Source organism: Streptomyces sp. NBC_00414, from assembly GCF_036038375.1.
In the GTDB taxonomy this organism is placed as follows: domain Bacteria; phylum Actinomycetota; class Actinomycetes; order Streptomycetales; family Streptomycetaceae; genus Streptomyces.
This window is the reverse complement of the sequence record NZ_CP107935.1, coordinates 5492184-5515917: the sequence shown is the minus strand read 5'-3', so window position 1 is coordinate 5515917 and position 23734 is coordinate 5492184. Positions and strand designations below refer to the sequence as shown.

Below are 23734 nucleotides of genomic sequence, written 5' to 3'. Positions count from 1 at the left end.
GGGGTTGACGTGACCATGGGGAAGAGCGGGATACGTGCAGCGGGAGCCGTGGCGGGCTGCGCCCTGCTGCTCGCGGGCTGCGGCGGGCCGGACGGCGGGGGCGGGACCGACGCCGCCGGCCGCGAGCCCCTCACGGTCGCCAAGGCGCCCGCCCGGATCCCCGTACCGCTGGGCAAGGGCGGCAGGACCGACAGCGACTTCAACGGCGACGGGCACCGCGACCTCGTACTCAACGATCTCGTGAAGCGGGACACGCACGGGGACGACGCCGGCATCGGGATCGTGTACGGGTCCGCCCGCGGACTCGTCCCCGGCGCGCGGCAGCTGCTGAGCCCCGCGCAGCACGCGGCCACCACCAAGGGCCGACTGCCCGCCGTCTTCGACGCCGAGGCGAGCTGCGACCTGGACAAGGACGGTTTCACCGACCTCGTCGTCTCGACCGACCCGCCGTACGACGGACAGGGGCAGCCGCCGGTCCCGCTGCAGATCCTCTTCGGTTCGGCCCGGGGCCTGTCCGGCAAGGCGGTGAAGCTGGCGATCCCCGCGCAGGCACGTTTCGGCAACGACTGGCCCGACCAGCCGGTGTGCGGCGACTTCAACGGCGACAAGGCCGACGACCTCGTCGTGCACGCCTCCGACGGGCGCCTCAGCTATCTGCGCGGCCCCTTCACCCGCAAGGGAGCCCCGAAGGCGGCCGGCGCGCCGCTCGCCTCGCCCGGCAACGCCCCGGTCGCGCCCGCCGTGGACGTCGACGGCGACGGCTACGACGACCTGCTCGTGCGGACGGCCGAGGGGTCCGGCACCTCCGCCTCCTCCCTCGTCCCGGGCGGACCGACCGGACCCGCCGGTACCGCGATCGCCCTCCCGAAGGGCATCGACGTCGCCTTCGGCCGCTTCGGCAAGGGCAAGGGACTGGACGCGGCGATCGGCACCCTGCGCGGCACGGCCCTGCGGTACGAGGTCCCGGGCACCCAGCGCGGTGAACTCGCCGTCGCCGGCACGGTCCTGGACTCCGGGGACTTCGACGGCGACGGGGTGAGCGAACTCGTCTCCAGCGGTTCGCAGTTGAGGATCCTCAAGGGCCGCGCGGGCGGACTGTCCACGACCGGCATGGTGACCGTGCAGCCGCCCGCCGGGGGAACCACCAGGGTCCTGACGGTGGCCGACCTCGACGGCGACGAGCGCGCGGACCTGGTGGTACGCACCTACCGCGGCGACACCGAGGACACGATCGCCGTGTACCCGGGCACGAAGAAGGACCTGATCGCGCGGAAGCCCGGACTCACCTTCTCCACCTCGGAGTTCCTCGGCGCGGAGAGCTGATGCGCCGCCCTCGCGGGGGCCGCCCGCCCCTCCCGGTGGCAGCCGTCGCACTGCTCGTCATCGGCGGCAGCTGCCTGCTCGCGGGATGCGGTGGCTCCCCCGACCGGCCCGCCGCCGCCACCCACACGAGGCCCGGCGCCGGCAAGGCCTCCGACCACCCCCGCCCCGGTGACTTCAACGGCGACGGCTACGACGACTTCGCGACCGTCGTCACCTCGCGGTCCAAGGACGGGTCCCGGGCCGAGGAGAGCCTGACCGTGGTCTACGGCTCCCGCGACGGCCTCGTCCCGGCCACCGCGGAACAGACCTCGCCCGGCACGAAGTCCGCGTACTTCACCTCCGCGCTGCGCACCGACCTCGACGGCGACGGCTTCACCGACCTGGTCGTCGGCCGCGGCAGGGGCGACACCCGGCTGGGCACCCTCGCCTTCTTCGGCGGCGCCCGCGGCCTGGGCCCCGCCACCGAACTCGCCCTGCCCCAGGGCTTCCGGCCGCTCGCCGCCGCCGACTTCGACGGCGACGGCTCGACCGACCTGCTCGACGGCGGCCAAGGCGGCAAGGGGTACGCCCACGAGGCCGGTCCGGGCCCCGACGGGCTGCTCCTCCACGGCCCCTTCGACCGCAAGGGCACCTCGAGGCGTCAAACCCCGCTGGACCTGGACCAGCAGGGGTACGCCGCGCCCTCCTCGGCCACCACCGGCGACTTCGACGCCGACGGGAGGGCGGAGGTGGTGTTCACGTACGACTTCGACGCGGAGGAGGACGAGAGCGCGCCCGAAGGCCTGCACATGGTCGGCTACTACGAGGGCGGCCGGGACGGACTCGTCCGCGACCCCGCGCGCGAGCCCGCCATCGGCGAGGCCGTGGGCACCTTCGACGGCCCCCGCACCCCGGCCACCGGCGACGCGGACGGCGACGGTATCGACGACCTGCTCCTGCCCACCCAACTGGAGGTCGCCCCGGCGGACATGCCCGCCGAGGGCGGCGCGCTCACCATCCTGTACGGCGACCGGTCGGGCCTGGGCGGCGGGCGCGAGAAGTCCGTGATCGAGGGCGAGGGCGGCGCCGAGCGGCGTATCGACTACGGCAGTTCGCCCGCCGTCGGCGACGTGAACGGCGACGGGAAGCCGGACGTCGTCGTCAACACCCCGGACTTCCGGCGCCACGACGGCAAGGTCACGCTGCTGCCCGGCGGCCCCGGGGGCGTACCGTCCGCGGCCGGCGAGCAGACCGTCGACGCCGCGACCGACGGCCTGCCCGGCACCCCGAACCCGCACTACTGGAACGCCTTCGGCCACCAGCCGCCGCTGCTCGACGTGAACGGCGACGGCCATGCCGACGCCGTCGTCTTCGGCCCGCTCTACGAGAAGCGCAAGGGCGCCTTCCTGGTCCTGTGGGGCACGGACGGCGGCTTCGACGCGAAGCAGGTCCAGCTCTTCACACCGGACGACCTGGGCGTACCGCTGCGCCTGAAGTGAGCCGGGCCGTAGGGCGGTTCACCCGGAGGTCACCGGCACACAACCCTTCGTACGCCCCACGAGTCACAGACATGACGCACGGCCCACAGCCCTGAGTCACAGACAGGATCTCCCTGTCCGATCTCCGTATCCACGTACTCGGGAGTGCTCCGTGCACGCAAAGAAACTGGCCCTCGCGGCCTCCGTGGCCGCACTCGCGGTGTCGGGGCTGACGCTGCCCCTGGCAGGCCCCGCGGCGGCGGCCTCCACGCTGTCGGACGACTTCAACGGCGACGGCTACCGCGACCTGGCCGTCGGGACGCCGAGGGCGAACGCCGTGACGGTGGCCTTCGGATCCGCCTCGGGTGTCTCCCCGTCCCGCTCCGTGACCGTCACCCAGAACACCGCGGGCGTGCCCGGCGTGACGGAGCCCGAGGACGAGTTCGGCGAGAACGTGACCAGCGGGGACGTGAACGGGGACGGCTTCGCGGACCTTCTCGTCGGCTCGCCCGGCGAGAAGGTGACCGACAGGGCCGACGGCTCGGTGTCCATCGTGTGGGGCGGCCCGGGCGGCTTCACGACCGGCGCCATGGTGCTCAACGCGCCCTCCGCGCAGGACGTGCGCTTCGGCGAGGGCGCCTCGTTCCGGGACCTCGACGGCGACGGCACCGGAAACCTCGTGGTCGTCTCCGCCAACCGCTTCTGGTGGTACGCGGACGGGGTGCCCTCCGGTACGGCCTTCGCCCCGGAGGTCGACTTCCTGCCCGCCGGAGTGACCCTGGACGGCGTCCGGGGCGGCCACTTCTCCGGCACCTCGGGCAGCGACTACGTGGTGTTCGGCAAGGGCGCCACGGGCAAGGGCTACGCCGGTTACGTCAAGGGCGGCCCCGGCGACATCGGCCGCTCCTACCAGCACCTGCTGCAGAGCTCGGTGGCAGGCTCCGTGGACGAGGCCGCGGTCGCCGTCGCGGACATCAACAAGAACGGTTACGAGGACCTGGTCGTCGGCGCCCCCGACTCGATCAACGCCGGCGAGGTCTACTTGTGGCCCGGCAGCGTGCGCGGTCCGGACGTGGACGACTACCCGCGGCGTACGTACGACCAGGGCAGCGCGGGCGTGCCGGGCACCCCCGAGGAGGGTGACCGCTTCGGCGCGTCGGTCGCCGTCGGGGACGTGACCGGTGACGGGTACCTGGAGGTCGCGGTCGGCGTGCCGGGCGAGACCGTCGGCACGGTCGCCGGGACCGGGAACGTGGTCGTCCTGAAGGGCGCGTCGGGGGAACTCGACGACGGCGGGGCGTCCTGGCACCAGGCCACGGCGGGGGTGCCGGGGGCCGCCGAGACGTCGGACCGGTTCGGGTCCTCCGTCTCCCTGAAGGACTTCAATCGCGACGGACGGGCCGACCTGGGCGTCGGGGCGTCCGGGGAGGACATCGGGTCCTCGGCGGACGCCGGGGCCGTGTGGGTGCTGCGGGGCGCCTCCGGCGGCCTCACGACGTCTTCGGTCACGTCGTTCAACGGAGCGGACTTCGGTCTGGGGGGAGCGGGGCTGCGGTTCGGGGACGTTCTCCGGTAGCCGCGCCCCTGAGGGCCGCCCCCGAAAGAAACTCGAACTCACGTACAACTATGCGCAGTTGCTGTGGGTCTTGTGATCGCCAACTGCCCGTGGAGTCCAGGTGAATTCCTGGCCGACACGGGCGGAACGCACCCCATTGACTGCGGGCGCCCACCGGCGCCCCTGCCTGCCGCAGGAGAATCCCGCATGCACAAGCACCTGCGACTCACCCTCGCGACGGCGACCGCCGCCGCCCTGACGGGTGGGCTCCTCACCTTCGCGGCGACCGCCGCCACGGCCGCGGACACCGCCGCCGTGACCGCCGCGGACGCCGACTTCAACGGCGACGGGCTCGCGGACGCCGCCGTCTCCGCCACCGGCGCGTACGTGAACGGCCAGGCCGCCGCCGGAGCCCTCACGATCCTGTACGGCGGTGGCGAGCACGCCACCATCACCCAGGAGAGCCCGGGCGTCCCCGGTACGGCGGAGAAGGACGACTGGTTCGGCACCGACACGGCGTACGGCGACTTCGACGGCGACGGCTACGACGACGTGGCGGTCGGCGCCCAGGGCGAGGACGTCGGCAGCGACGTCGACGGCGGCACCGTCGCCATCCTGTGGGGCTCCGCGGCGGGCCTCCAGGGCGGCACGACGGTCGCGGACCCCCGCGCCTCCTCGCACGACTGGTTCGGCAGCGTGCTGGAGGCCGCCGACTTCGACGGCGACGGCAAGGACGACCTGGCCCTCGGCACGTACACGGCCGCGACCGTCGACGTCCTCCGGGGCGGCTTCACCCGGGCCGGCGCGACCGGCGGCCACTACACCCTCTCGGCCGCCGTGCAGAGCGGTGACGGCTGGGGCATCCGTTTCCTGCAGTCGGGTGACGCCAACGGCGACGGGGTCGAGGACCTGATCGTCAACGGCTACGAGATCGACACCGAGGACGGCTACAACGCCAACTTCTGGTACCCGGGCTCGGCGGACGGCGTCAGGTCCGCCGACTACCAGAAGCTGCCCGCGGGCATCATCACGGACGTCGGCGACACGGACGCGGACGGCTACGACGACATCGTGTTCGGGCTCGCCTGGGACGACGGCATCGCCGGCGCGCAGCTCGGCGGCGCCGCGCTGATCGGCCACGGCTCCGCCTCCGGTCCGGCCGGCGGCGATGTGCAGAGCATCGACCAGGACACCTCGGGCGTCCCGGGCGGCGGCGAGACCGGCGACCAGTTCGGCTCCGAGCTGGACCTCGGGGACGTCAACGGCGACGGCCACCTCGACCTGGTCGTCAGTTCGCCCGGCGAGGACCTCGCGGGCGTCGTGGACACCGGCGCGGCGACCGTCCTGTACGGCGCCGCGGACGGTTCCGGCATCACCGGCGCGGGTGCGAAGTTCCTCGACCAGGACACCGCGGGCGTGCCGAACTCCAACGAGGCGGCGGACCGGTTCGGGTCCGACGTGCACGTGGACGACCTGGACGGTGACGGCCGGGGCGACGTGATCATCGGGACCTCGGGCGAGAACGGCAACAACGGCGCGGTGTACGCCCTGCGTTCGGGCACGGACGGCTCCCTGTCCGCCGCGGCCGGCATCTACACGTCCACGGTCGGCATCTCCGCCACCGGCACCCCGGTCCTGGGCGCCAACTTCGCCGACTGACCCGCTCGGCGGACGAGCGCGACGACCCCGGCACCGTGGCCTCCACCACGGCGCCGGGGTCGTCGCGCGCACGGAGGAGCAGGACGCTCCGGTGCGAACTCGGCGCGCACCGGCCCCGCAAGGGGCGCGGGGCCGTGACATGTGCGGCTCCGCCGCGTGGGCGTGACCGGCCCCCACCGGCCCGCAGATCACCACCGCCCCCCGCACAACCCCACCCCTACTCCAGGTGTCACACAGGTGAACCGACCAGAACCACCTGATCCGGCCACCCGTTTGAGGCCAGCCACCCTCAGCCCCTGGAGCCCCCGTGCGCATACGGACGTACGCCGCCCTCGCCGCCACCGTCGCCGCGGCGGCGACCTCGGCCATGACCCTCGCCCCCACGGCCGCAGCCGTACCCCGGCCCTCGCCCTCGACCAGCGACTTCAACGGCGACGGCTACCCGGACCTGGCCGTCGGCGTGCCGGACGGCGCCGTCAACGGCAAGGCGAGAGCCGGGTACGTCAACGTCGTGTGGGGCGGCAAGAAGGGCGTGGGCGCCCACGGCAGCATCCGCGTCACCCAGGCCACCACCGAGGTGCCCGGCACCCCGGAGGCGGGCGACCGCTTCGGCGCCTCCGTGGCCCTGGAGGACCTCAACGGCGACGGCATCGCGGAACTGCTCGCCGGCGCCCCCGGCGAGGACATCACCGGGCGTGGCACGGACGCCGGCGTGGTCGTCGTGGTGGGCGGCGCGAAGGGCGGTCCGAGCCACGGCTCCAACGTCACCACCGGCCCCGCCGCCTCGGCCGCGTACGGGCTGTCGGTCGCCGCGGCCGACCTGACCGGCGACGGCAGCAGGGACATCGTGGTCGGCGGCAAGGACAAGGTGGTCCTGCGCACCGCCGACGGTCTCGCCGCCACTGTCGTGAGCGCCCCCATGGGCGGCCGGGCCCCGATCCTGACCACCGGTGACTTCACCGGCGACGGCGCGGCGGACCTGGCGGTGGGGTACTGGACGAACGACCCGTTCACCCAGTCCCACGTACGGATCTGGGCGTGGGAGAAGGCCGAGGAGGCCCTGGCCAACGTGTGGAACACCGACAACTCCGGTGTCTCCGCGCTCGCCTCGGGCGACTTCGACGGCGACGGCCACGACGACCTGGTCCTCGGCGAGTGCCGCGAGATCGCCGACGAGAACATCGACGACCCGTGCGGCCCGGAGGAGTACGCGAAGGGCGGCGGCCTGCACATCCACTACGGCACCGGCTCCGACGGCTCCTTCGGCCACCGCAAGCAGACCCTCAACCAGGACACGGTCGGCGTGCCGGGTGTCGCCGAGGCCGAGGACCGCTTCGGGGCGGCCCTCGCCGTCGCCGACTTCAACGGCGACGGCCGCGACGACCTGGTCGCGGGCGCCCCCGGCGAGGCGATCGGCACCAAGGCCGGCGCGGGCGCGGCCACCGTACTGTTCGGCACGAAGAACGGCCTGGTCGACGAGTTCGGCGAGAGCGTCGCGGTCGCGTACAACCAGAACACCCCGCGTGTGCCGGGCGCCGCGGAGGCCGGTGACGCCTTCGGCGCCGCCGTCGCGACCGGCGACCACGATCACGACGGCACACCGGACCTGACGGTCGGCTCCCCCGGTGAGAACGTCAACTCCGGTGGCCTGTGGGTGTTCCCGCACGCGAGCGTCGACGGCTCCTACGCCCTCACCCCGGCCCGGCTGGCCCTGCCCGCCCCGACGAGCGCCCTCACCTACGGCAAAACCCTGAGCAGCCTCTGACGAAATTGGTGGCGGACCCCGTGACGAACCCTTGGCGAACCCATGGAGAGCCCCTAGGGGATGTCACAGGTCGGCCGCAAAGCCGGGCCCGAGCCCTCGGGCCCGGCACGTGACTCTGCGGGACCAGGTACGTTCGATTCGTGGCTGGATTCAGGATCGGACGCGGCCGGGACAACCGCACGCAGCAGGCGCCTCCGCAACAACAGCGGCAGCAGCCGTACGGACAGCAGGCCCCACAGGGCGGCCCGTCGTACGGCTATCCCCCCGCGCCCGGGACCAACTCTCAGCAGCCCCAGTACGGCGGCGGCGGAAACGGCCCGCAGCAGTGGCCCCAGGGGAACGGACACGGTGAGCCGGAGTACTTCGGCGACCCGGGCCACCACCCGCAGGGTCGCCACCCGCAGGGCCACCAGCCGCAGGGCCATGACCCGTACGCGGCCAACCAGCCGGGCCACACGACGGCGTTCTCCGTCGGCGAGGACCCGTACAGCCAGGGCGACACCTACCGTGCGGGCAGCACCGCCGCGCCGCCCGTCGGCCCCCGCCTGCACTGGAAGGAACTGCTGAGCGGCGTCGTCATGCGCCCGAACCAGACCTTCCTGCAGATGCGCGACTACACGATGTGGGGCCCCGCCCTCATCGTGACGTTCCTCTACGGCCTGCTGGCCGTCTTCGGCTTCGACGGCGCCCGCGCGGACGCCATAAACGCCACCCTCGCCAACGCGGTCCCCATCGTCCTGGTGACGGCGGTCGCGATCGTGCTCAGCGCGTTCATCCTGGGCGTGGTCACCCACACCCTCGCCCGCCAGCTCGGCGGCGACGGCGCCTGGCAGCCCACGGTCGGCCTCTCCATGCTGATCATGTCGCTCACCGACGCGCCGCGCCTGGTGGTCGCGATGTTCGCGAGCGGCGACGCGCCGTTCGTGCGGATCCTCGGCTGGGCGACCTGGGTGGCGGCCGGCGCGCTGTTCACGCTGATGGTCGGCAAGTCGCACGACCTGCCGTGGCCCAAGGCCCTGGGAGCGTCCGCGATCCAGCTGATCGCACTGCTGTCGATCATCAAGCTGGGCACGTTCTAGAAGCCCCGCACACATCCCGCGTACTGGAGGCCGGCCGCTCGCGGTCCGGCCTCCAAGCCGTTCAGGGCCCCGGCTCCGGCTCCGGCCCCACGGAAACAGACAGGTGCCGGGACCGGCCGACGGGAGCACCATGGGGGCCATGGATGTCACCGATGCCACCGCCGCCACCGATGCCGCCGCCGCTCCGGTCAGCGCACCCGGCCGCGTGGCCGCCCCCGACGAGGGGATCAGCCACGAGGAACTCGTCCTCGCGGCCCGCAACCACGGCCTCCCGCTGGAAGCCCTGCGCTACGACGTGACCCCGCCCGGACTGCACTACATCCTCGTCCACTACGACATCCCGGCCGCCGACGCCGACACCTGGACCCTCAGGCTCCACGGCCGCGTCCGTACGCCCCTGACCCTGGACCTGGCCGCCCTGCGCGCCCTCCCGTCGGTCACCCACCGCGTGACCATGGAGTGCGCGGGCAACGGCCGGGCCCGGCTCACCCCACGCCCCGTGAGCCAGCCCTGGCTGGTCGAGGCGGTCGGCACGGCGGACTGGACGGGCGTACCCCTGCGGACGCTGCTCGCCGAGGCGGGAGTGGAGCCGGACGCCGTCGAGGCGGTCTTCACGGGAGCCGACCACGGTGTGGAACGCGGCGTGGAGCAGGACTACCAACGCAGCCTGTCCCTCGCGGACGCGACCGCCGCCGACCCCGAGGTCCTGGTGGCGTACGAGATGAACGGCGCCCCGCTCCCGCCGCAGCACGGGTATCCGGTCCGGCTGGTCGTCCCCGGCTGGTACGGCATGGCCCATGTGAAGTGGCTGACCGACATCGAACTCACCGACACCCCCTTCATCGGCTTCCAGCAGGCGGTGGCGTACCGCTTCCGCCGGTCCGCCGACGAGCCCGGGGACCCGGTCACCCGTATCGCCCCGCGCGCGCTGATGATCCCGCCCGGCTTCCCGGACTTCATGTCCCGCACCCGGGTCGTACGCCCCGGTCCCGTGCGGTTGGAGGGGCGGGCCTGGTCGGGGCGCGCCCCGGTCACGAAGGTCGAGGTCAGCACGGACGACGGCGCGACGTGGCAGAGCGCCGAACTCGCCCCGCCGGACGGCGGTCCGTGGTCCTGGCGCCACTGGCACACGCCCTGGACGGCGACGCCGGGACGGCACGTCCTGACGGCCCGCGCCACGGACGCCGAGGGCACGGCCCAGCCCCTCACCCAGCCGTGGAACCGCGGCGGGTTCGCCAACAACGAGGTCCAGCGGATCCCGGTGGCCTGCCTGTAGGCCTGTGGTCGGGCCTGTAGGCCTACAGGCAGGCGTAGTCAGGCGGCGGCCTCGCCCAGCGCGTGCCGGGTCGTGAGCCACACGCTCGCGCCCGGTGCGACGCGCACCTCGCGCGGCCCGCGGAACCCGAAGGGCCGCAACTGGTCCCCGTGCCGGGCGGACAGCGTGAGCGCGACGGCGGTGGCGCCGTCGTCGTCGACGGCACGCAGCCCCGGGGCCAGCAGGTCGGCGACCACCGCACGGTCCCAGGCCTCCGTGTCGTCCGGAGCGCCGACGGCGACCAGCGTCCAGGACGGGCTCGGCCGACCGGGCCCGGCCGCGTCCAGCACCGTCGACAGGACCGGGTGCTGCGGCAGGCAGTCGGTGAGTCCGGCGGAACGGTCGGTGAAGGACCGACCGGTGCCGAATGGACCGGTTTCGAATCGACCGGTGAAGGATCGACCGGTGTCGAGTTCGCGGGAGAGCACGCTCTTGAGGTGCGGGCCGGTGGGATCGGTACCGGTTCCGGGCGGCAGCCAGATGGCGGCCGCCAGCAGGGTGCCGTCGTCGTCCCGCTCGGCCACCCACACCTGGCCCTGCTCCAGGGCGTGATGGGCCAGCACCAGCCGCATGGCGCGCTGGGCCTGCTCCGAGTGCCCGGCGGAACCCTGCGTGATCAGCCGCACCACGGCAGGCACGTCGACGAGTCCGGCGGCGCGCACGGTGGCCCGTACAGGAATCTGAAGAGCGGTGACGGCCGCGGGCAAGGGCCTGGACATGGTCATGGTGGAGGTCATGGTGGAGGTCATGGTCGTGGTCATGGTCGTGTTCTCCATTTCAGAGGGTGGCCCGGCTCATGCCGGTGAGGTCGTTGATACTGGTGAGCTTGTTGAGATCGGTCAGATTGCCGATGTCAGCGAGAGTGCTGCGGTCGGTCGAGATGGTGCGGGGTGCGCGGTGCCGTTCGACGGCCACGGCAGGCCGGCTGAGCAGGATCACGCCCTGTACGGAGGCGGCGGCACCGGCGAGGGCCAGGAGGCCGCCGAGCCCGCCGAACCCGCCGTACCGGACGCCCTCGCCGAGCAGGGTGACGCCGATGGCGGACGCGGCGACGGGATTGACCAGGGTGAGCATGGCGAGGGGCCCGCCGAGGCCGCTGCGGTACGCCTTCTGGGAGAGCAGCACCCCCGCTGTGGCGAAGCCCACGGTCAGCACCGCCACCGCCGCGACGCTCCAGGTCGGCGCGGGCCCGACGGCGAGCTTCTGCGCCAGCGTGGAACCGGCCCCGGAGGCGATGCCCGAGGCCGCCGCGAAGGCCAGACCGCCGCCCGGGGTGACGGAGCGACGGCCCGAGCCGAAGCCGACGAGCGCCGCGACGACGACGGCGGCTGCGAGCGCGACAAGAACGACCTCGCCCGTCCCCAGGGTGTGGACGGGCGCGCCGCCCGCCGCGGTGGCGGTGAGCAGCGCGGTCAACCCGACGAGGGTGAAGGCGGTCCCGCGCCACTGGGTTCCGGAGGTCCGGCGGCGGGTGACCAGCGACCCGAGCGGCACCGCCACCACCAGACTCAGCGCGCCGAGCGGCTGCACGAGGGTCAGCGGCCCGTACCGCAGAGCCACCACGTGCAGCAGCGCACCGCCGCCGTTGAGGGCGACGGATCCCCACCAGGCCCCGCGGGCGAGCGTGGAACGCAGACTCGTGGTGCCGGCGGCGGTCCGCTCCTGGACGACGGCGGCGGTGGCGTAACAGACAGCGGAGACAAGGGAGAGGCCGACGGCGAGGAACACCGGGGAGGCGAGGAAGTCCGTCATCACAGCCCCTCCCAATTCTCAGCCTTCGACCTGCGACCGCGACCGATCGATACGAAACGGTTTCGTACACCCAAACTACGGAAGCCCGAAGCGAAACGCAAGCGTTTCTATAAAGGTCCCGGCGGTCGACGCCCACCCGACCGAACCGTGCACGGAATGTCGGGTCGGGCAGGGCACGACGTTCCTAACGTGAAGGACGCAAAGGAAGGAGGCCGAGTTGCTGGAGCGACTGAACGAGGCCCTGGAGCACATCGAGTCACGTCTCGATCAGCCGATCGAGGTGGCCGAACTGGCGCGGATCGCGGTGACGTCGGAGTACCACTTCCGCCGGCTGTTCTCCGCGCTGGCGGGGTTCCCGCTGTCCGAGTACATCCGGCGCAGGCGACTCACGGTCGCGGGCGCCGAGGTACTCGCCGGAGAGCGGACGCTGCTGGAGATCGCGGTGGGTCACGGCTACGGCTCGGGGGAGGCCTTCGCGCGGGCGTTCCGTGCGATGCACGGCGTGGGCCCGGGCGAGGCCAGGCAGACCGGAGCCGCCCTGACCTCCCAGCCCCGGCTGTCCTTCCGCCTGACCGTCGAAGGGAGCAGCAGCATGCGATACCGCATCGTGAACAAGGAGAAATTCCAGGTGGTGGGCAAGCGGATCAGGGTCCCGCTCGTCCACGAGGGCATGAACCCGGAGATCGCGCGGTTCATCCGGGGCCTCGCCCCGGAGACGCTGCGGCGCATCACCGCCCTGTCCGACCAGGACCCGGCGGGAATCGTGGGGGTGAGCGACAACCTGGACCCGAGCCGAGCGGAGGGAACCCAACTCGACTACTACCACGGGGTGGTGACCGGAGCCGGGACCACACCCCCGGAGGACCTCGACATCCTCCCGGTCCCACCAGGCACCTGGGCGGTCTTCGAAAGCTCGGGCCCGTTCCCCCTGGCACTCCAGCACATGTGGCGGGACGTGTTCACCCAGTGGTTCCCGTCCAACCCGTACCGGAGCAGGCCGGGCCCGGAGATCCTCCGCACCCACCTGACCCCGGACGCCGCACAGGCGGACGCGGAACTGTGGATACCGGTGGAACGAACGGCGTCCTGACCGACCGGCGTCGGGCTTCTAGGCGTCCAGCACTTGCCCGGCCCGCTTCACGACGGGCTTCTCGACGCTCCACGGGAAGTTGATCCACTCATCGGTGCGCTTCCACACGTACTCGCACTTCACCAGGGACTGGGACTTCTCGTAGATGACGGCGGAGCGGACCTCGGCGACGGCGTCGACGCAGAAGTCGTGCACGAGCTTCAGCGTCTTGCCGGTGTCGGCCACGTCGTCCGTGATCAGCACCTTCTTGTCGGAGAAGTCGATGGTGTCGGGGACGGGCGCGAGCATGACCGGCATGTCGAGGGTGGTCCCGACGCCCGTGTAGAACTCGACGTTCACGAGGTGGATGTTCTTGCAGTCGAGGGCGTACGCGAGCCCGCCGGCCACGAAGACGCCACCGCGGGCGATGCTGAGCACGATGTCGGGCTCGTACCCGTCGTCGGCGATGGTCTGGGCAAGCTCACGAACCGCGACCCCGAAGCCTTCGTAACTGAGGTTCTCCCGCACGTCACTCACTCTCTCGCTCACACCTGGGTCCGGTGGAAGTTGAGGAAGGAACGGGAGGCGGTCGGGCCGCGCTGCCCCTGGTAGCGGGACCCGTACCGGTCGCTGCCGTACGGGAACTCGGCCGGCGAGCTGAGCTGGAACATGCACAGCTGCCCGATCTTCATCCCCGGCCAGAGCTTGATGGGGAGGGTCGCGAGGTTGGACAGCTCAAGGGTCACGTGCCCGGAGAACCCGGGGTCGATGAACCCGGCGGTGGAGTGGGTGACCAGCCCGAGCCGCCCGAGCGAACTCTTGCCCTCAAGCCGGGACGCGAGGTCGTCGGGCAGGCTGATGACCTCGTACGTACTGGCGAGGACGAACTCCCCCGGGTGCAGGATGAACGGCTCGTCACCCTCGGGCTCGACGAGCCGCGTCAGATCCGCCTGCTCGACGGAGGGGTCGATGTGGGGGTAGCGGTGGTTCTCGAACACCCGGAAGTAGCGGTCGAGCCGCACATCGATGCTTGAGGGCTGCACCATGGATTCGTCGTAGGGGTCGATCCGCACACGCCCGGCGTCGATCTCGGCCCGGATGTCCTTGTCAGAGAGAAGCACGCCCCGAGGATACGCAGAGCCCGCGGGCCCGCCACAATCCGGTCATCGTGGCGGGCCCGCGGGCCTCTGGACTACTGGCTGCCGACTGTCCGGCCGGCCGGCCGTCTGCTGCGTAATCGGTGCCGTTCGGTACAGGTGGTGACAGTGGTGACGGTGGTGCGGCGCATCCCGATCAGATGACGGTCAGCGCTTCTCCAACTCCACCGGTACGACGCTGCGGAGCCGCGCGCAACGGGGGCAACGGATCAGCCGGCCGGGACCGAGCCGAGCGGCCTGCTGCATCGGAAGCGATGCGGTGCTGAAAATGTGCCCCTCGGCACAACGGACGACGGTGCTGCGTTCCATCAAGTCCTCAGAGTCCCTTCCCCAAGAGCCGCGTCTGACTGAAGAGGAAGCCACATTACGGGATGAAAGGGACGGGCCTGCAGGCGGCACTCCGATCCCGCCCGACCCCTCTCCAGCTCCTCCACCGTACGCCCCAACTCCCGCGGCCCGCAGCCCCGTCCAACCCCCGAAACGCCCCCGGGCCCCACGGCTTCAGCACCGGGGGCCTGGCATGAGGTATGGTGAATTCGCGTTTCCGACACCGGCACGAACAGCCCGTATCCGGCGTCTTACGCGGGTGTAGTTTAGTGGTAGAACATCAGCTTCCCAAGCTGAGAGTGCGAGTTCGATTCTCGTCACCCGCTCCATGTGAAACCCCCAGGTCATCGACTAGGGGGTTTGCTTGTTGTCCAGACCGGTCAGCAGATGCCGCAGCACAACCGCACCAGGCGTAGTCGCACCTCTAGCTGATTGCCAGAAGTACCGGCTTCAGCCCCTGTCGCCGGGGCGGGAGTGCATCGTCATCGTCCATCATCGCGTCTGTGCTGCCCTCGTCGAGCGGGTGGTACCACCGGGGCCGCACCGCTCGTCCGGCCACTCTGGAGACCGGTGGTGTGCTCTGCCATCCAGAATCGGCGGGAGAACACCTTCTGTTCGTCCTTGGTCCGCAGCCGCTTCAGCACTGACGTGAAGACACTTCGGTGATGGGCACTCGCTTGCTGGGCGAGAGTGGCCGCGTGCCCGTTGAGGTTCGCCTCTTCGAGGGCGAGGACGTGCTTGGCAAGAGTCTCGGCCGGCAGCAAGGAGAGGCACACATGTGTCAGACGGTCGAACACATGGCCCTGGAGCGGGGTGATCGGGCTGTCCGCGAGGGTGATCTGCTTGAGCAGGATGGCGATCTCGCCTCCGTCCCTCTCGGCTCCGCCACCACGGAGCACCGCGTCGAGCTGGCTGCGGAGGTCGGCCGAGGCGAGCGCCAGGACCAGCGGGGCGACCATCGCCGGGGGCGTTATGCGGGCGCGTTCCAGCAATGCCTCCGTCGTGAGTTCCGTTGCTTTGCCGCGGTGCAGGATGCTGAGGAACTGTCCGGCGTGTCCGGTGGGCCGGTTCTCGAGTGTGGAGGTGAGCACCGTTTCGGCGTGAGAGGGCAGTGCCACGTCGTTCAGTCTCCGGAAGAGGCGCGCCGCATCGCTGGGGCTGGTCATCCCGGCCGCATGTTCCAGCACCCAGTGGACCTCTCGGTGTCTCTCGTCGAGAGCGCGCAGGAGCGCGAGGAAGTCGTCCGGGGCGCGTCGGGCCGCCGACACGATCAGCACGTCGCACGCGAGCGTGCCGTTGCCGGTCGCATGCAGATCGTTGATCAGAGTGGCCACATCACCGGGCGCGCGTGTCAGTGCAGCGCGTTCGAGAACAGCCGCGGAGGCCGCGTGGTTCCGCACCACGCGTAAGGCGGAGACCAGCGCCACCAGATGACCGCTGCTGCGCGACTGGGCGCTGTCGAACACGAAGTCGGCGTCTCCCAGCAGTCCGCGACACGAGAGCGAGTCGATCAGCTCCGTGACATCGGTGGCCTGGCGGACGGAAACGACTTCTGCCTGCAGGGCGTGGGTGAGACCGTGCCAGCCGTTCTCTCTCAGCCCGTGACTGATCTCCACAATGTCCGACACCGGCCGTTCAGACGCCGCTGCGTGCAGGGCCTGGGGGAGCACGGCGGCCACTGGACCGGTCGCCAACAGATCCACTGCTTCCAGTACCTGGGGCACCTCGCGTGTGACGAGGAACGCTCCGAGCAGTACGGCGACGTGCTCGGGCAGGTGTTCATGGTGGAGCGCGATCGCAAATGCGGCAGTGTCCCCCGGCGTGTGCAGGCGGACCGATGCCTGCAGCAACCGGGCGCCGAGGTCGATGAGACTGGAGCGTTTCAATTCCACCGCCAAACAGCCGAGGTCGTCGACCGAGCGGGTGAGCACTAGGACGGGCAGCGCCGCCTGGGCGTGCGCCCCCAGTCCCGCTCTGTCCAGTCCCGCCAGGAGGGCCGCGACCTCGTGGACCGGCCGGGACCTGCTGACGGACGTGACCAGTTCACTGGCCATGGCACGCTGGGTCCGCGACTCCAGGTCGCTGACCACGCTGACGAGTTCGGGCACGGACGCGGTCCGGTCCGTGGCCTCCAGCGCCGCCATCAGCGAGGGGACAACTGCCGCCTCCTGCCACAGTTCCTGCACTGTCTCCAGTTGCGACTCCAGCACGCAACACTGATCCTCTACGGCGATCAGTTCGGCCTGCGTGACGGCCAGTGCCTCCTTTAGGTAGGTGATCTCCTGCTGGAGGTCGTCGCACTCACGTCCGAGCTGGTCGTACTCGCCCTGCCACAGGTCGAGTTCGGCTCGGTGCGCCTGTGCCTGCTGGTCGAGTCCGATGGCCAGGTCACGGCAGCGGGCCTCTGCCTGCAACAACCGTTGCATACGGTCCAGCAGCGCCTCCTCCAGCGCCTGGGCGTGCGCCTGCTTCCGCCGGGCCTCCTCGTCGGCGAGGGCCAGTTGGTCTTCCAACTTCTGCTTCTTACTGGCTGGCCTGTTCGACTGCAGCGCCTCGCGGTGCAGCTCCCGCACCCGCTGCTCCGCCTCGAGCGTGAGGGACGCCCCCTCCTCGCGGAGGTCGGCGATGAGTGTGGCGACGAAGTCCCACGCCGGAAGGCGGTCACCCTTGAGGTAGCGGGTCAATGTGCTGGCGTCCACATGACGACGCGCGGCATAACGCCTGACACCCACTTCGAGACGGCAGAAGATCATCCGTAGGTCCTCGACGAAAGCCCGCTTCTCCGCCACAAGGTCCTCGCTGAGCGGTGACAAGCGCGCCGTTCCTAGTGCGTTCTGTGTACCCATGCCTCTACCCGCCGTCCCGTCAACAGCAGTCAGTATCGCCCCCTCCGATCCCGGCAGCGGCCGGAAGCCGTTGCCACTCGCAGTCGGCAACACCGGTCTCGCTGCCGACCTCTGACGTCAACACCGAAGCGGTTCCCGCTACCAGCGCCCCTCGACACGATGGGGTCCGAGCCGGCTCACGGAGAACACTGAAGCACGCAGGAGGAACTAGCAGATGATCGAACATGGGGTCCCGAAGCAGGAGCAGGCCCCGCCGCCCTTCTGGCAGCGGCTGTGTCGGCAGGCGGTCCTGGGAGTCGCCGGGGCACTCGGCGCCACAGCGGTTGCCTGGCTAAACGCCTGGCTGGAAAGCCACAAGAGCTAGCCGGACGTGTGGGGCGACTCCTTCCGGGGGCGCGCCACCCGGACGCCGGTGAACTTCCCGCGTGCCCATAGCGTGCCCATAAGCGCGGCCAGTCACGGTCAACAGCGGTGCGGTCCAGCATTCCAGTAGCCGGGCTTCAGTCACGTATGCCCAGCTCAGGGGTCACATGGCTGGGTGAGCGCCGTAGCTTCCCAAGTTGAGAGTGCGAGTTCGATTCTCGTCACCCGCTCTTCTTGAAGCCCCAGGTCAGCGGCCTGGGGCTTGTTTATAGATAGGTCGTTTCGGCGTTTGCCCGCACCCCCGCGCCGGAAGATTGGGCACGCGGAGGGCACAAGCGCCTTGCGGGTGCAGTCCGTCCACGTTGCAGCACGGCGCTGACCTGCGATTTCATACGGCCATCAAGGGAGTTTGCGCGGTGAGAGCACTCAGCCCGCCGTTCCATGACGGCTCCGCACGCCCCCGTATCACGCTCCGGCAGTCAGGAACCAAGCCCCTTGCAGGTGCGCGCGCTTGGCCACAGCCGAATCTCGTGTCAGAGCGGGAGGTCGTCGGGTAGTACCCGGAACGCCTTGTAGCGGCCCAACGGCCGTACGGCCCGGAAGTCCCGCCGGTCGAGGGTGAGGATCGCGTCGGTGTCGTAGTCGGCGGCGAGCGCCACGTTCACCGCGTCGGCGAGGTCCAGGTCGAGCGCGCCGTAGCGGACTCGGACGGACTGCGCGGCGCCCAAGTGGTCTTGCGTGATCTCGGGCATGACGATCCGACCCCGGCTCATCCACCGCCGCAGGTCATCGATCGCGCTGACGGCGGCTGCGCGCCCCAACTCGCGCGTGGCCACGTGATCGAGTTCCGCCAGCAGGAGCGGGGACATCACCAAGAGACCGGCCGCCATAATCGCCTCGTTCGCCGCTCCGTGTTCCGGGTGCGTCAAGTCGAGAGCGGCCAGAAGGCCGGACGTGTCCGCAATGACGATGATCACGCGGCGGTTCCGGGGTCTGTCTCGCGGCGGACCGCATCGGCGACCGCGTCACGGACCTCAGCCTTGGTCGGCGTACGCCCCGACCCCTCGAACGTCCGCGAGAAAAGGGGCTCGTCCCAGACTCGGTTCGCCATGGCCGCGAGATGGATCCCCTGTCGGATGATCTCGGCCTCGCTTATGCCCCTCCGCTTGGCCGCCTCCTTGATGATTGCCAGGTCTTCGGGGTCGGCATAGACGTTCGTACGCTTCATGGACATGTACCAAGAGTAGTCCATGTACTGGATTGATGTATTACAGCAATGAACCACGGACCTCGATTGGACCGCGCCGCAAGGCTCAGCGCGGGCAGTGGCAGGATGTCGACCGGCCTCGGCCCCTTCTACGCCTCAAGTTCCCTCAGCGGCGGGCGGAGGCTTCCAGCCGACCGGACATCTCTTGGACCACGGCGAGGGAAAGTTCGATCTGGGCTGCTCAGCGGGGGATGTCGAGCGACGCCGCAGACTGGGACGGGCATTCACGTGATCACGGGTATCAAGGGCGAACTTCGTGGTCGTCGCCGTCACGAGCGGCCCTCGTGGTCAGCGAAGACCCGGTCGGCCATCTCATCAACCTGATCCAGCAGGTTCCTCAGCTCGCTGGTCTTCGCGCGGACGGAGACAGCATCCGCGAACTCCTCATTGCGGATGTAGACGATCGGCTGCATGTCCCCGCCCGAGAGAGCGACCATGCCGGCCTCTAGAACCGGGTTTTCGTCGCTACCCGCCACCTTCAGATTGTGACGGCAGTGATCGAAGTGCTGCCCGGTCTCGGTGCAGTCGCGGTAGAGCTGACAGGCGAGTTCCTTGCGGCGTTCGCGGGATATGAGCTGAGCGATGGCGCCGATGGTGGCCTCCGGATCCGGAGAGTCAGTGACGATATCGATCATCGTCTCGTGCCAGGCGTTCAGTGCTGCGCTGCCGAGCCCGACCGCGTTAGCAGCGACGTGGTTGGCCTTGAGTTGGGCAATGAGATGCGCGGCGGGCGGTGCCGTCATGCTGCTGTCACCTCTGCTTCCACTCCGCACCTCTTGGCGAGGTGTTGGAAGACGGTGCTGATCCAGGCCAACGGGTCGCTGCCCGGCGCCAGCGGCGCGCAGATGATTACACCGTTGATGAAGTCCTCTATGCGCTCGTCGAGGCGTCCGGCTTCCCGCATGCGGGTTCGAAAGCCTTCCATGATCTCGCTGACGGCGTCGGTGCGCTCGGTGATGTCGGCGCACGAAGCACACAGTCCGTACTTGCCAGTCTTGCCGGAGCGGACCGTGACGACGCGGCCGCCCTCATAGACGCACACGGAGGTGTCACGAAGTGTCATACCGGTGTCACCTCCTGGTGCGCGAGGAGGTGATTGAGGGCTGAAAGACGGGTGCGTGGGTCCTGGCCGACGGGGACGGCGAAGATCCGGTCGCCTTTCTGCTCCAGGTAATGCGCGACGTAGGCTTCGCGGAGTTCGGGCTCCAGGGCAGATATGTCCCACTCCACCACGCGGAGGCCGTACTTGGTGGTGAGGGCCTCGAAGTCCGTCACCGGATCGGATGTGACGTCAGGCGAGCGGTTCGGGTTGCCGTTCTCCGACGCGAGAACTCCGCCGACCACCCGCTGCTCTTGCGCACCCTGGGACTCCGTGCGCCTGGCGTCGTCGATTGTTGCTGCCGTCTCCGGCATGCTGCGCCTCCTCGAAATGGGCAAAGGGCTGTGATCTCGTGGCGGGGATACGAACCGCCGCTGAGCTCCCCTGTCTTGATAGACGTCCCGTCAGGCACGGTCGAGGTGGATGCCTCGTTCGAGGGGAGCCACACCGGGAAGCCGGTTACCTCTAGGTGAGAGCCGCATACAATGCGCCGCTTCAATGCGGACACCTCTGCAATTTCCAGTCACCAAACGATCGAATCTCGCCCAAGCACGACCATCGTCCGTACGTGTCGTCGCCGCTCAGCCACCCTGGCGGCCAGGACTTTCAACTGATCAGAGCTGGCAGGAGAGGCAGTGGGGGAAGAACGTCAAGACGTGGACGGATACGTAACCGACCCGCCGGTGATCAAGCAGCTGATGATGATCGGTGAGCTGAAGGAGGCTTACGAGCTTGCCCAATCCGCAGCTCATCTCGGTTTCGGCGTTCGGATCAGCAACGTGATGAACACGCTTCCGGACCGGACAGCCCCCGGCAACGAGGACCGCTTGCAGGAGACGTGGACGGTGGAGATCCTCGATGACGTGCCGCTGGACCCCGATGAGCTGAAGGGGACTTGAAACCTCCGAAGAAGGCGCAGATCCAGCGTCCTCGGCGCCAAGCAGACCGGACCTCCCCGGCAGCGTCTTATTCTGAGGGCTCCCGGGCAGGACATGTGCTGCCGCAACGCCGCATCACGGTGCACCTCAGCATTGCCCTACCCACATGCCTGCCGGGGCTACAGGCAGGCCAAGGACCCTCCTTGGAGCTTCGTGCCCATAGCGTGCCCTTAAGAGCGGAAAGCAGCGGTCAACAGCGGCGCAACCCAGCCCGCGCAACGACCCAAGGAGATGTTGTATGCCCAGGTCAGAGGCATAGTCCCCGCCCAAGCGCCGTAGCTTCCCAAGCTGAGAGTGCGAGTTCGATTCTCGTCACCCGCTCCATGACAAAGGCCCAGGTCATCGACCCGGGCCTTTTGTTTTCCTCGCCAATCACCGCCGCCGTCGGCTGAGCGGCGTCACGTGCGACAGGCCCTCCGTCATGCGCGGAGAAGCGGCCAGAACCTTGAACTGAAACGACGGCCTTTCGGGCAACGTCCGCCTCCGGAGTTCGGCCGCCCATCAGCCGTCGGCGATGGCCCGGACGCGGTCGCTGATCAAGTGCTGCTGGACAAGCGACTGCTCCGGCGGGCCCTTCCCGTGGGCGGAACTATGGCTTCCATCACAGCGGAAGTGATCTTGCCCTGATGGGATCGCCGGATGCCAGGTCTCCTCCTCCGTCTCCTGCCGTTCTGGGTCCGCGAGCCCCTGCTCATCGTGGTCGGATCCGTCCTCGGCGTGCGCATCACGTATCTCGCCGTCCACGATCACGATCGGGTCGCGGCCGGTCTCGGGGCGGTGTTCCTCGTGTTCACCGCGATACGGGTCCACGCGGTGGTCCGGGCCCTGCGCGCACGCCGGAACCTGGGTCCGACAACCTCCGCGGACGGGGCGGCAGTCGATGCCGCCGTCCAGGCCCAGGCCCAGACCCAGGCCCAGACCCAGGCCGTGGTTGTGGCCGAGCCCCGGGCCGGGGCCGGAGCCGCGCCGGGGCCAGGCCCGGCCACTCCGGAAAAGGAGCCCAACGCATGGGGCCAGGCCTTCGCGGCCGTGGCCTTGTTCGGGGCGCTCGCGGTCGCGCTCTGGGCGGCCCCACACCTGATGCCGTCCGACGACAACGCCTCGCAACCCGCCTCGTGTTCGGACGGGACACACGAGGAGCTTCCGAAGGCCTACAAGGGCACACCCCACCCCGTGACCGGTGAAGAACTGTGCGAGGCGGTCAACCGGCCCGGCCTGGCCCAGCTCCTCGGAACGCCCGGAGAGACCGCGACCACCGTTTCCAGCACCAACAACACCGCTCCTCTGACTGACGAGAAGGTCGCCCAGCCGGAGGCCTCGGTCACGTTCGACACGTACACCGTGAATGTGTCGGCCACTTACAACGAGCTGACGACCGACCAGTACGTGAATCTGATGAAGTACGGGAACGAGACGGACGTCAGGACGCTCACGGTTCTCGGCCGGCCCGCGGTCCTCTCCTCGGATCACACCATGAAGCTGGAGATCGACCTCGGGAGCGGCGGATCCGGCGGACCGGTCGAAGAAGGCCCCCTGGCCAGGACGCTGACCGTGGCCCTGGACCGCAGTGACCGAGGCGGCTACTGCGACATCACCGTCTGGAGCAAGCCCGGAACCCTCCCGGACGACAGCGCTCTGCTCGACATCGCCGAGAAGGTTCTTCCGAGGATCCCCGAACGGTCTGCCTAGCGGCCCTGCGAATGAGGACCGGGCGTCGCACAGCGGCACTTCTCCGATAAAGCGGAGTAGTGGAATCCGTTTCCCGGCCCGATCGAGCTGCCTCGCGAGGGGCACCCCCGCTGCCCGGCAGAGGGCCTTGCGTCAGAGAGTGACCACGATCTTTCCGTGTACGCGGCGGCCCGCCTGCAGTTGTACGGCTTCCCGGATCCGGTCGATGGGGAAGGTCGCGGCGATCGGCACCGTCAGGGTCCCGGCGACGATGGCGTCCGTGATCCGTTGCAGGTCCTCCGGCTGCGCGTCGGCGCCTCCGGTAGCGTGCACGCCCTCGGGAGGGGTGGGGGCCGCGATCGTCGAGATCCGCTCCGGAGGGACGCCGAGTACCAGCGCCGCTTCGGCCGCTTCCGTGCCGAACAGGTCGGTCGCCGCGCTGACGCCGTCGGGGGCCGCCGCGCGCACACGGTCTGCCAGGCCGGGGCCGTAGGTGACGGGTTCGGCGCCGAGTTGTCGCAGGAAGTCGAAGGTGCCCTCGGACGCGGTTCCGATCACCCGGGCGCCCGCGAGCTCGGCAAGCTGGACGGCGAACACGCCCACTCCGCCCGCCGCGCCCCCGATCAGGACGGTGTCGCCGGCCTTCACACCGACCGCCGTCAGCGCCGCCGAGGCCGTCATTCCCGCAATCGTGAGGGTGGCGGCCACCTCGTCGCCGATCTCCGGCGGGGTGCGACGGAGTGTGTCCGCCCCGGAGGGGTCGACCACCACCAGGTCGGCAGCGGCCCGGCCCGTCGCGGCGCCGTGGACACGGTCGCCCACGGCGAAGCCGGATACTCCGTCGCCGACCTCGTCCACGGTGCCGGCGAAGTCGGTGGCGAAGCGGGACGGCAGGGTGATGCCGAACCGCTGCGCCATCTCCGGCATGGCGGCGAGGACCCAGTCCATGGGGTTGAGGCCGACGGCGGCCACCCGGACGCGGACCTCGCCTGCCCCCGCGTGCGGCTCCGGCACCTCGCGCAGTTCCAGTACCTCGGGGCCTCCGAAGGTTTCGTACATGACGGCTCGGCTCATGGTGTGCCTCCAGGAGTGAGT

Annotated in this window: 22 protein-coding genes and 1 tRNA gene; 12 read left to right on the top strand and 11 right to left on the bottom strand. The window is 70.2% G+C overall.

The features are described 5' to 3' along the window. Nucleotides 1-15: 15 nt before the first annotated feature. The 7 genes from OHS59_RS23930 to OHS59_RS23900 all read left to right on the top strand — a co-directional run bounded on the left by OHS59_RS23930 (nucleotide 16) and on the right by OHS59_RS23900 (nucleotide 10114). Nucleotides 16-1323 carry an FG-GAP repeat domain-containing protein gene (locus OHS59_RS23930; RefSeq protein WP_328499328.1) on the top strand — a complete coding sequence of 436 codons (1308 nt, stop codon included), beginning with the start codon at nucleotides 16-18 and terminating at the stop codon, nucleotides 1321-1323. Next, entirely contained in the window at nucleotides 1323-2801 is a 1479-nt protein-coding gene (locus tag OHS59_RS23925) for an FG-GAP and VCBS repeat-containing protein (RefSeq protein ID WP_328495452.1), read from the top strand. The genes OHS59_RS23930 and OHS59_RS23925 overlap by 1 nt, the downstream gene beginning before the upstream one ends. A gap of 151 nt (nucleotides 2802-2952) precedes the next feature. Further along, nucleotides 2953-4356, top strand: coding sequence for an FG-GAP-like repeat-containing protein (locus OHS59_RS23920; protein WP_328495451.1), 1404 nt, complete (start codon nucleotides 2953-2955; stop codon nucleotides 4354-4356). 186 nt (nucleotides 4357-4542) lie between these two features. Then, nucleotides 4543-5994: an FG-GAP and VCBS repeat-containing protein gene (locus OHS59_RS23915; RefSeq protein WP_328495450.1), complete on the top strand. Its 1452-nt coding sequence runs from the start codon at nucleotides 4543-4545 to the stop codon at nucleotides 5992-5994. A gap of 307 nt (nucleotides 5995-6301) precedes the next feature. Beyond that, on the top strand, nucleotides 6302-7759 hold the full coding sequence (locus OHS59_RS23910; protein WP_328495449.1) for an FG-GAP and VCBS repeat-containing protein: 1458 nt from the start codon (nucleotides 6302-6304) through the stop codon (nucleotides 7757-7759). Between the two features lie 140 nt (nucleotides 7760-7899). Beyond that, nucleotides 7900-8838, top strand: coding sequence for a YIP1 family protein (locus OHS59_RS23905; RefSeq protein WP_328495448.1), 939 nt, complete (start codon nucleotides 7900-7902; stop codon nucleotides 8836-8838). Between the two features lie 139 nt (nucleotides 8839-8977). Continuing rightward, nucleotides 8978-10114, top strand: coding sequence for a sulfite oxidase (locus OHS59_RS23900; RefSeq protein ID WP_328495447.1), 1137 nt, complete (start codon nucleotides 8978-8980; stop codon nucleotides 10112-10114). 38 nt (nucleotides 10115-10152) lie between these two features. On the opposite strand, the gene OHS59_RS23895 is transcribed toward OHS59_RS23900, so the two are convergent. Together OHS59_RS23895 and OHS59_RS23890 are read right to left on the bottom strand one after the other, a co-directional pair. Continuing rightward, nucleotides 10153-10914 carry a hypothetical protein gene (locus tag OHS59_RS23895; RefSeq protein WP_328495446.1) on the bottom strand — a complete coding sequence of 254 codons (762 nt, stop codon included), beginning with the start codon at nucleotides 10912-10914 and terminating at the stop codon, nucleotides 10153-10155. 16 nt (nucleotides 10915-10930) lie between these two features. After that, nucleotides 10931-11905: a hypothetical protein gene (locus OHS59_RS23890; protein WP_328495445.1), complete on the bottom strand. Its 975-nt coding sequence runs from the start codon at nucleotides 11903-11905 to the stop codon at nucleotides 10931-10933. Between the two features lie 217 nt (nucleotides 11906-12122). On the opposite strand from OHS59_RS23890, the gene OHS59_RS23885 reads away from it, so the two are divergent. Next, nucleotides 12123-12995, top strand: a complete 873-nt coding sequence (locus OHS59_RS23885) for an AraC family transcriptional regulator (protein WP_328495444.1) — start codon at nucleotides 12123-12125, stop codon at nucleotides 12993-12995. Between the two features lie 18 nt (nucleotides 12996-13013). Here OHS59_RS23885 and OHS59_RS23880 read toward each other — a convergent pair whose 3' ends face one another. After that, nucleotides 13014-13511 carry a phosphoribosyltransferase gene (locus tag OHS59_RS23880; protein WP_328499327.1) on the bottom strand — a complete coding sequence of 166 codons (498 nt, stop codon included), beginning with the start codon at nucleotides 13509-13511 and terminating at the stop codon, nucleotides 13014-13016. A gap of 8 nt (nucleotides 13512-13519) precedes the next feature. Next, nucleotides 13520-14095 (bottom strand): dCTP deaminase, encoded by a 576-nt coding sequence (gene dcd, locus OHS59_RS23875; protein WP_328495443.1) that lies wholly within the window; start codon nucleotides 14093-14095, stop codon nucleotides 13520-13522. Between the two features lie 618 nt (nucleotides 14096-14713). Between dcd and OHS59_RS23870 the strand changes: the two genes are divergently transcribed. After that, nucleotides 14714-14787, top strand: a tRNA-Gly gene (locus OHS59_RS23870). Nucleotides 14788-14940: 153 nt separating this feature from the next. Here OHS59_RS23870 and OHS59_RS23865 read toward each other — a convergent pair. Next, nucleotides 14941-17271, bottom strand: coding sequence for a hypothetical protein (locus OHS59_RS23865; protein ID WP_328495442.1), 2331 nt, complete (start codon nucleotides 17269-17271; stop codon nucleotides 14941-14943). Nucleotides 17272-17518: 247 nt separating this feature from the next. On the opposite strand from OHS59_RS23865, the gene OHS59_RS23860 reads away from it, so the two are divergent. Further along, nucleotides 17519-17668 (top strand): hypothetical protein, encoded by a 150-nt coding sequence (locus tag OHS59_RS23860; RefSeq protein ID WP_328495441.1) that lies wholly within the window; start codon nucleotides 17519-17521, stop codon nucleotides 17666-17668. Nucleotides 17669-18200: 532 nt separating this feature from the next. Here the strand turns inward: OHS59_RS23860 and OHS59_RS23855 are convergent. The 5 genes from OHS59_RS23855 to OHS59_RS23835 all read right to left on the bottom strand — a co-directional run bounded on the left by OHS59_RS23855 (nucleotide 18201) and on the right by OHS59_RS23835 (nucleotide 20347). Beyond that, nucleotides 18201-18644: a PIN domain-containing protein gene (locus tag OHS59_RS23855; RefSeq protein ID WP_328495440.1), complete on the bottom strand. Its 444-nt coding sequence runs from the start codon at nucleotides 18642-18644 to the stop codon at nucleotides 18201-18203. Continuing rightward, nucleotides 18641-18901, bottom strand: coding sequence for a CopG family transcriptional regulator (locus tag OHS59_RS23850; RefSeq protein WP_318325042.1), 261 nt, complete (start codon nucleotides 18899-18901; stop codon nucleotides 18641-18643). The genes OHS59_RS23855 and OHS59_RS23850 overlap by 4 nt, the downstream gene beginning before the upstream one ends. A gap of 302 nt (nucleotides 18902-19203) precedes the next feature. Next, nucleotides 19204-19677: a hypothetical protein gene (locus OHS59_RS23845; RefSeq protein WP_328495439.1), complete on the bottom strand. Its 474-nt coding sequence runs from the start codon at nucleotides 19675-19677 to the stop codon at nucleotides 19204-19206. Beyond that, nucleotides 19674-19997: a hypothetical protein gene (locus OHS59_RS23840; protein WP_328495438.1), complete on the bottom strand. Its 324-nt coding sequence runs from the start codon at nucleotides 19995-19997 to the stop codon at nucleotides 19674-19676. The genes OHS59_RS23845 and OHS59_RS23840 overlap by 4 nt, the downstream gene beginning before the upstream one ends. Next, complete coding sequence (locus OHS59_RS23835; RefSeq protein WP_328495437.1) at nucleotides 19994-20347, bottom strand: hypothetical protein; 354 nt, start codon at nucleotides 20345-20347, stop codon at nucleotides 19994-19996. Before OHS59_RS23835 ends, OHS59_RS23840 begins: the two co-directional genes overlap by 4 nt. Nucleotides 20348-20668: 321 nt before the next feature. On the opposite strand from OHS59_RS23835, the gene OHS59_RS23830 reads away from it, so the two are divergent. Both OHS59_RS23830 and OHS59_RS23825 read left to right on the top strand, forming a co-directional pair. Then, nucleotides 20669-20932, top strand: coding sequence for a hypothetical protein (locus OHS59_RS23830; protein WP_328495436.1), 264 nt, complete (start codon nucleotides 20669-20671; stop codon nucleotides 20930-20932). A gap of 678 nt (nucleotides 20933-21610) precedes the next feature. Beyond that, nucleotides 21611-22660 carry a DUF6215 domain-containing protein gene (locus OHS59_RS23825; RefSeq protein ID WP_328495435.1) on the top strand — a complete coding sequence of 350 codons (1050 nt, stop codon included), beginning with the start codon at nucleotides 21611-21613 and terminating at the stop codon, nucleotides 22658-22660. A 132-nt stretch (nucleotides 22661-22792) separates the two neighbouring features. Here OHS59_RS23825 and OHS59_RS23820 read toward each other — a convergent pair whose 3' ends face one another. Beyond that, nucleotides 22793-23713: an NADP-dependent oxidoreductase gene (locus OHS59_RS23820; RefSeq protein WP_328495434.1), complete on the bottom strand. Its 921-nt coding sequence runs from the start codon at nucleotides 23711-23713 to the stop codon at nucleotides 22793-22795. Between the last annotated feature and the right edge of the window lie 21 nt (nucleotides 23714-23734).